The following is a 6,160-nucleotide window of genomic DNA, read 5'->3' as shown; positions in this document are numbered from 1 at the left end:
TCGCAAGGCGGAGGAGGGAGTCCATGCGGAGCATCGGCGACCGACGACAACGCGGCGAGGCGCGTGCCCCGGCGTCGCGCGCCCGGCGGGAATTGCCAGACACACCCTAGGCCGGCACCACCCGGTCGGGCAGGGGGACGGCGTGCAGGCAGGGGTGCGGGGCCGTGCCGACGGGGGCGCTCAGGACGGTGGCCACCTCTCCGGTGATCTCCACCCGGAGCGTGCCGTCGGAGCTCGCCCAGACCGGCCCGCCGCCGGGGCCCAGGGCGTCGGTGCGGTGCACCACGACGACGGCCGGTGGGGCGTGCCCGCAGACCGGCCCGGGCAGGGTCACCGCGTAGCGGCGTTCAAGGCTCTTCATCGCCGTCCTCCTCGTCGGACTCCCCGCCTGTGTCGATTGTCCTCCGCGCCCGGGCGGCTGTACACGAACGGTGGAGGTCTTGACGCGGTTTTGCACCCCTGGGGCCAGCACCCCCTGGTGCGCGCGGCCCGGAGTGGGCAGGCTGCTGCTGCGGTCCGGCCGTCCGGACCGAGCCCTGCCGCCCCGCCCCCGCACCCGGAAGCGAGACCGCACGCATGACCGACCCCCGAGCCGACACCGTCGACGGACTGCTGCGCCGCAGCGCCCGCCGCTCCCCCGACCGCACGGCGCTCACCTTCGCCGAGCGCAGCTGGACGTACCGGCGGCTGGACGAGGCGGTCAGCCGCGCGGCCGGGCACCTGCTGGCGCTGGGCCTGCGCCCCGGCGACCGGGTCGCGGCGTACGGGCGCAACTCCGACGCGTACGCGATCGGCTTCCTCGCCTGCGCCCGGGCCGGGCTGGTGCACGTCCCGGTGAACCACGCCCTCACCGGGGAGGAGCTGCGGCACCTGCTCGGCCAGTCCGGCAGTCGGGCGGTGCTGGTCGACCCGGCGCTGCTCCCCGAGGTCGAACGGGTCCGGGCCGGACTGGCCGTCGAGCACCTGCTGCCGCTGCACGACGGCGGGGCCGACGCCGACCTGCTGGGCGTCGCGCTGGCCGGTCCGGTGCCCGAGCTGGACGCCGGGACGGCGGACACCGACCTCGTCCAGCTGCTGTACACCTCCGGCACCACCTCGCGGCCCAAGGGCGCGATGATGACCCACCGCGCCCTGGTGCACGCCTACCTGTCCACCATCCACGCCCTCGACCTGCACGAGGACGACCGCCCGCTGATCTGCATGCCGCTCTACCACTCGGCCGCCATGCAGGTCTTCCTGCTGCCCTACCTCGCCGTCGGGGCCTCGGTGCTGCTGCTGGAGACACCCGACGTCCCCGAGCTGCTGCGGCGGATCGAGGCGGACCGGATCGGCTCGCTGTTCCTGGCGCCGACGGTCTGGGTGCCGCTCGCCGACCACCCGGACCTGGACCGGCGCGACCTGTCCTCGCTGCGCAAGGCGCAGTACGGCGCCTCGGCCATGCCGGTGGCCGTGCTGGACCGGCTGCGCGAGCGCTACCCGCAGGTGGGCTTCTACAACTGCTTCGGCCAGTCCGAGGCCGGGCCGCTGACCACCGTGCTGCGGCCGGAGGAGCACCGGGACCGGCCGGCCTCCTGCGGCCGTCCGGTGCTCTTCGTGGAGGCCCGGATCGTCGACCGGGCGGGCGTCGAGGTGCCGCCCGGCACCCCCGGCGAGATCGTCTACCGCTCGCCGCAGCTGTGCCTGGGCTACTGGGACGCGCCCGAGCAGACCGCCGAGGCCTTCCGGGGCGGCTGGTTCCACTCCGGGGACCTGGTGGTCGCCGACGAGGCGGGCTACCTCACCGTGGTCGACCGGATCAAGGACGTGATCAACACCGGTGGGGTGCTGGTCGCCTCCCGGGAGGTCGAGGAGGCGGTGTACAGCCATGCCGCCGTGGCGGAGGTCGCGGTGGTCGGCGCGCCCGACGAGAAGTGGATCGAGGCGGTCACCGCCTTCGTGGTGCTCCGCCCCGGCCCGGCCGCACCCACGGCGGCGGAGCTGATCGCCCACGTCCGGGGCCGGCTGGCGCCGTTCAAGGTCCCGAAGCACGTCCACTTCGTCGACGAGCTGCCGCGCAACCAGAGCGGCAAGCTGCTCAAGCGCGAGCTCCGGGCCCGGCTCACGGGCTGACCCGGGCCGGTTCCGGCTCAGAACCGGCTCGGAAGCGGCCCGGAACCGGCCGGCCGCCGGCTACTGCCCGGCGGCCAGCGCGGCGTACCCGAGGGCGGCCGGCTCGAACTGGAGGCCGACGTGGGTGACGGCGCTGTTGACGTCCCGCCAGAAGCGCTGGAGCGGGCTGGTCGTCGACTGGCCGCTGGTGCCGGCATTGCCGAACATCCGGTTGACCGCGGTCACCAGCAGTTCGCTCGCCAGCGCGCAGTCCCGGCTGTTGCGCGCCACCTCCAGCGGGCCGGGCCCGCCGGCCTGCTCGGCGGTCCTGGCGACGCGCTCCAGCAGCAGCTCGACCGTGTCGAGCTCTCCCGCGCAGCGGGCCAGGGTGGTCGCGTAGTGGGTGCGGCTGGGCCCCGAGCCACCGGGCTTGGCCGGCAGGCTGCGGATCTTCTCGCCGGCGTAGCCCGACCAGTGGGCGTAGGCCCCGCGGGCCGCGCCCAGGGCGGGGGCGGCGAACAGCAGTCCGTTGACGCCCTGGAGCGGGATCCGGTGGTAGGGCTGGTCCGCGTCCGGCCGGCCGTTCAGCAGGTCGTCGGCGGGGAAGGTCAGTTCCTCCGGGACCAGGACCTCGTCGACCACCACGGTGTTGCTGCCGGTGCCGCACATGCCGATGGTGGTCCAGGTGTCCTTGACCAGGAAGTCGGCCCGGGGCACGGCGAACACCCGGGTGTGCTTGGGGTCGCCGCCGACCACGGCCCGGAACAGGGCCCAGTCGCAGTGGTCGACCACGCTGATCGAGGGCCAGGTCCCGGACAGCTGCCAGCCGTCCCCGGTCGGCACGGCCCGGCCGACCGGCGCGAGCGAGCCGACCACCAGGGCGTCCGGGCCGTCCTGCCAGACGCGGGCGCGTCCGGCCTCGGGCAGGAAGCCCGTCATCCGGCTCAGGCCCGCGACGATGGAGGCGCTCCAGGAGGCGGCGGCGCACTGCTCGCCGACGGTGACCAGGGCCCGGGTCAGGTCCAGCACCCCGCCGCCGGTGCCCCCGTACCCGGTGGGCACGAAGTGCCGGGCGAAGCCGGCCCCGCGGATCGCGTCGACGACCGCGGGGTGCAGCGTCCGGGTCCGCTCCGAGGCGGCGGCGTGCTCGCCGGCCACCCGGGCGACCTGCTCGGCGGCCTCGGCCAGGGCGGTCGGCGCGGTGCCCCGCTTCCCGGCCGTCATGCGCTGTACGGGCGCTTGGCGCGGGCCTCGTTGAGCGCCTGGGCCCACCAGTCGAGCTGGTCCAGCATGGTCTTGGCCGCCTGGTTGCACCCGGCCGGGTCGACCGGGTGGCCGTCCGGTCCGAACTGCTCCCAGGCGTGGTGGAAGCTGACGCTGTCCCGCACGGTGACCGCGTGGACCTCGGCGAAGACCGGGCGCAGCTGTTCCGCCGCGCGCAGGCCGCCGGAGATCCCTCCGTAGGAGACGAAGCCGACCGGCTTGGCGTGCCACTCGTTCCGGTACCAGTCGATGGCGTTCTTCAGCGGGGCCGGGAAGCTGTGGTTGTACTCGGGCGTCACGACCACGAACGCCTCGGCGGCGGCGAGCCGGACCGAGAGCGCCTCGACGGCGGCGGGGCGGGAGGTCGCCCCGAACTCCTGCATCACCACGGGCAGGTCGGCCTCGGCGAGGTCGATGACGTCGACGTCCCGGTAGCCGGCGCCGGTCGCCCGGTCGAGGAACCAGCGGGCGACGGTGTTGCCCAGCCGGCCGGTCCGGGTGCTGCCCACGATGAGGGCGAGACGGGGGAGGGGTGTGGACATGGCGGATCTCTCCTTCCGACAGGCAGCTGGTCAGCTGCGGTGCTTGGTGGTCAGGTCCTCCAGGACCGGGACCAGTTCGGCCGGGCCGGGGGCTTCGCGCATCTCCCGGTACAGGGTGGCCACGCCGTCGCCGAACGCGGGCTCCGTCAGGAGTCGGGAGAGCTGGTCGCGCAGCTTCCCGGCGGTCAGTTCGGCGCTGGGGATGACCAGGCCGGCGCCCCGGTCGGCCACGTACTGGGCGGTGATGTGCTCGCCCCAGAACGGCATGGGCGTGATCAGCTGCGGCACCTGGTGGGCCACCGCCGCGGCGAAGGTGCCGCCGCCGCCGTGGTGGATGATCGCCGAGCAGGTCGGCAGCAGCTGGCTGAGCGGGACGTAGTCGACCAGCCGGACGTTGTCGGGCACCGTGGTGACCTGCTCGCGCTGCTTGGCGTCGATGGTGGCGACCAGCTCGATGTCGAGCTCGGAGAGCGTGGCGACGATCTCCGGGAAGGAGACGCCGCTCTCCCGGAAGACCTGCCGGCCCCGGCCGCCGACGCCGAGGGTGAGGCAGACCCGCGGGCGGTCCAGCCGGTCCAGCACCCAGTCCGGGACGACGGCCGCCCCGTTGTAGGGCACCCGGCGCAGGGTCTGGTAGGGCAGGTCGAGCGGCAGCCGCATCCCGGCCGGCATCGGGTCGATGGTCCACTGGCCGAGCAGCAGCTCGTCGTCGTAGTCCAGGCCGTAGCGGCTCAGCATCGGGGCCATCAGGGTGTTGACCGGGTCCTCGCCGGGCATGGCGCCGCGGGCCGCCAGCTGCTGCTTGGACTTGGTGCGCAGCCAGGCGATGTTGTCCTGGCCCCACAGGATCCGGGCCTGGGCGGCGCCGGTGATCCGGGCGGCGACGGCGGCGACCGGGCAGAACGGGTCCCAGAGCACCAGGTCGGGCCGCCAGCGCTCGGCGAGGTCGACCAGGTCCTGCAGCAGCGGGGTGAACATGGACAGCACCTGGGTCATGCCGTGCCACTGCGCCTCCCAGCGCGGGGTCTCCGCACCGGTGTCCAGGACGTAGCTGTCGTCCAGCCCGTCGAGCAGGTCGAGGTTCGAGTTGAACTCGACCACACTGGAGAGGATCTCCCGCCGGCCGAGCGGGATCGCGGTCAGGCCCGCGTCCGTGACCAGGTCGACGGCGTCCGGGTGGATGGCCACCCGCACGTCGTGGCCGGCGTTCTGCAGGGCCCAGGCCAGCGGCACGATCGGGTAGACGTGGGCCGTGGCGGGAAACACGGTGAACAGGACACGCATCAGGTTTCTCCAGGGGCGGGCGGTGGGGGCCCGGTCGTCAGGACGCGGTCGCGGCGACGACCGTGGCGGCGAAGTCGTCGACGATCCGCTCGAAGTAGCGCGGGCCGAAGCCCAGCCGGTCGGTCTCCGGGACGAGGGCGCGCAGCTTGTCGATGGCGATGACGTGGTGGGTGCCGGCGTCCTGGTAGTGGCGGCGGGCGGTGCAGCCGAGCCCCAGTTCCAGCCGGTCGACGATCAGCTCCACCGGTACGGCCTCGCCGGAGGCGACGTTGACGATCTCGCCGGAGAGGTCCTGGGCGAGCAGCCGGTCGATGACGGTGACCACGTCGGCGACGTCGATCAGGTCGCGGGCCGCGCCGCGGTGGATCCGGACGTCGCCGTCGCGGATCTGCCGGACCAGCGTGGGCAGCAGCTGGTGGGCCGGCTGTCCGGGGCCGACCAGGTGTCCGAGCCGGAGCACCAGGTGGTCCGCGCCCGAGTCGCGCAGCTGCTCCTCCAGCGCCAGCTTGTGCACGCCGTAGGGCGTGCAGGGGATGACCGGGAGGTCCTCCCGGCCCGGCCCGTCCACCAGCCCGTACATGCCGGTGGCGGCCGTGGAGAAGAACAGCAGGCGCCGGCCCGTGCGGCGGCAGTCGGCGGCGGTCCGGTGCAGCAGCCGGGCCTCCCGGTCGAAGTCGGCGGCGGCGGTGCCGCTGGCCCAGGACACGCCGGCCGCGAGGACGACCGTGTCCGGGTACTTCTCCGCGATCGGCTGGAGACTTCGCGCGATGAAGCCGTTTCCGATGATCTCCATGGATCACTCCCTTCGAGGTGGGGCCGCCCGCTCAGGCGGCCGACGCGCCGACGTATTCCTTGATCGAGGAGACGACGTAGTCGAGCATCTCGTCGGTCAGGGCCGGGTAGACGCCCACCCAGAAGGTCTGTTCGGTGATGATGTCGCTGTTGGTCAACTCCCCTACCACGCGGTGCGGTTGACCGATGTA

General features: G+C 73.8%; 6 protein-coding genes and 1 pseudogene. 1 reads left to right on the top strand and 6 read right to left on the bottom strand.

Annotated features, from left to right (window positions below; all coding sequences use genetic code 11):
- Nucleotides 1-106: 106 nt before the first annotated feature.
- Nucleotides 107-361 carry a DUF6296 family protein gene (locus ABTZ03_RS43895; protein ID WP_350518890.1) on the bottom strand — a complete coding sequence of 85 codons (255 nt, stop codon included), beginning with the start codon at nt 359-361 and terminating at the stop codon, nt 107-109.
- A 215-nt stretch (nt 362-576) separates the two neighbouring features.
- Here ABTZ03_RS43895 and ABTZ03_RS43890 point away from each other — a divergent pair, with 215 nt between their 5' ends.
- Entirely contained in the window at nt 577-2,109 is a 1,533-nt protein-coding gene (locus ABTZ03_RS43890) for a fatty acyl-CoA synthetase (RefSeq protein WP_350518889.1), read from the top strand.
- Nucleotides 2,110-2,169: 60 nt separating this feature from the next.
- Here ABTZ03_RS43890 and ABTZ03_RS43885 read toward each other — a convergent pair whose 3' ends face one another.
- The 5 genes and pseudogenes from ABTZ03_RS43885 to ABTZ03_RS43865 all read right to left on the bottom strand — a co-directional run.
- A complete protein-coding gene (locus ABTZ03_RS43885) occupies nt 2,170-3,312 on the bottom strand; it encodes an acyl-CoA dehydrogenase family protein (RefSeq protein ID WP_350518888.1) in 1,143 nt (380 codons plus the stop codon).
- A complete protein-coding gene (locus ABTZ03_RS43880) occupies nt 3,309-3,893 on the bottom strand; it encodes an NADPH-dependent FMN reductase (protein ID WP_350518887.1) in 585 nt (194 codons plus the stop codon). Before ABTZ03_RS43880 ends, ABTZ03_RS43885 begins: the two co-directional genes overlap by 4 nt.
- Before the next feature lie 30 nt (nt 3,894-3,923).
- Complete coding sequence (locus ABTZ03_RS43875; protein ID WP_350518886.1) at nt 3,924-5,177, bottom strand: activator-dependent family glycosyltransferase; 1,254 nt, start codon at nt 5,175-5,177, stop codon at nt 3,924-3,926.
- Between the two features lie 37 nt (nt 5,178-5,214).
- Nucleotides 5,215-5,970, bottom strand: a complete 756-nt coding sequence (locus ABTZ03_RS43870; protein ID WP_350518885.1) for an NAD-dependent epimerase/dehydratase family protein — start codon at nt 5,968-5,970, stop codon at nt 5,215-5,217.
- Nucleotides 5,971-6,001: 31 nt separating this feature from the next.
- Nucleotides 6,002-6,160 (bottom strand): annotated as a pseudogene (locus tag ABTZ03_RS43865) (lipopolysaccharide biosynthesis protein RfbH); the annotation flags it as partial.

The organism is Kitasatospora sp. NPDC096077, from assembly GCF_040303245.1.
Classification (GTDB): domain Bacteria; phylum Actinomycetota; class Actinomycetes; order Streptomycetales; family Streptomycetaceae; genus Kitasatospora.
The sequence above is the reverse complement of the archived record's forward strand: the minus strand, read 5'-3'. Positions and strand labels throughout refer to the sequence as shown.

What these genes read in the sequence shown, in the direction of transcription:
- ABTZ03_RS43895 (WP_350518890.1), bottom strand. Translation starts at nt 361, where the DNA reads ATGAAGAGCCTTGAACGCCGCTACGCGGTGACCCTGCCCGGGCCGGTC.
- ABTZ03_RS43890 (WP_350518889.1), top strand. Translation starts at nt 577, where the DNA reads ATGACCGACCCCCGAGCCGACACCGTCGACGGACTGCTGCGCCGCAGC.
- ABTZ03_RS43885 (WP_350518888.1), bottom strand. Translation starts at nt 3,312, where the DNA reads ATGACGGCCGGGAAGCGGGGCACCGCGCCGACCGCCCTGGCCGAGGCC.
- ABTZ03_RS43880 (WP_350518887.1), bottom strand. Translation starts at nt 3,893, where the DNA reads ATGTCCACACCCCTCCCCCGTCTCGCCCTCATCGTGGGCAGCACCCGG.
- ABTZ03_RS43875 (WP_350518886.1), bottom strand. Translation starts at nt 5,177, where the DNA reads ATGCGTGTCCTGTTCACCGTGTTTCCCGCCACGGCCCACGTCTACCCG.
- ABTZ03_RS43870 (WP_350518885.1), bottom strand. Translation starts at nt 5,970, where the DNA reads ATGGAGATCATCGGAAACGGCTTCATCGCGCGAAGTCTCCAGCCGATC.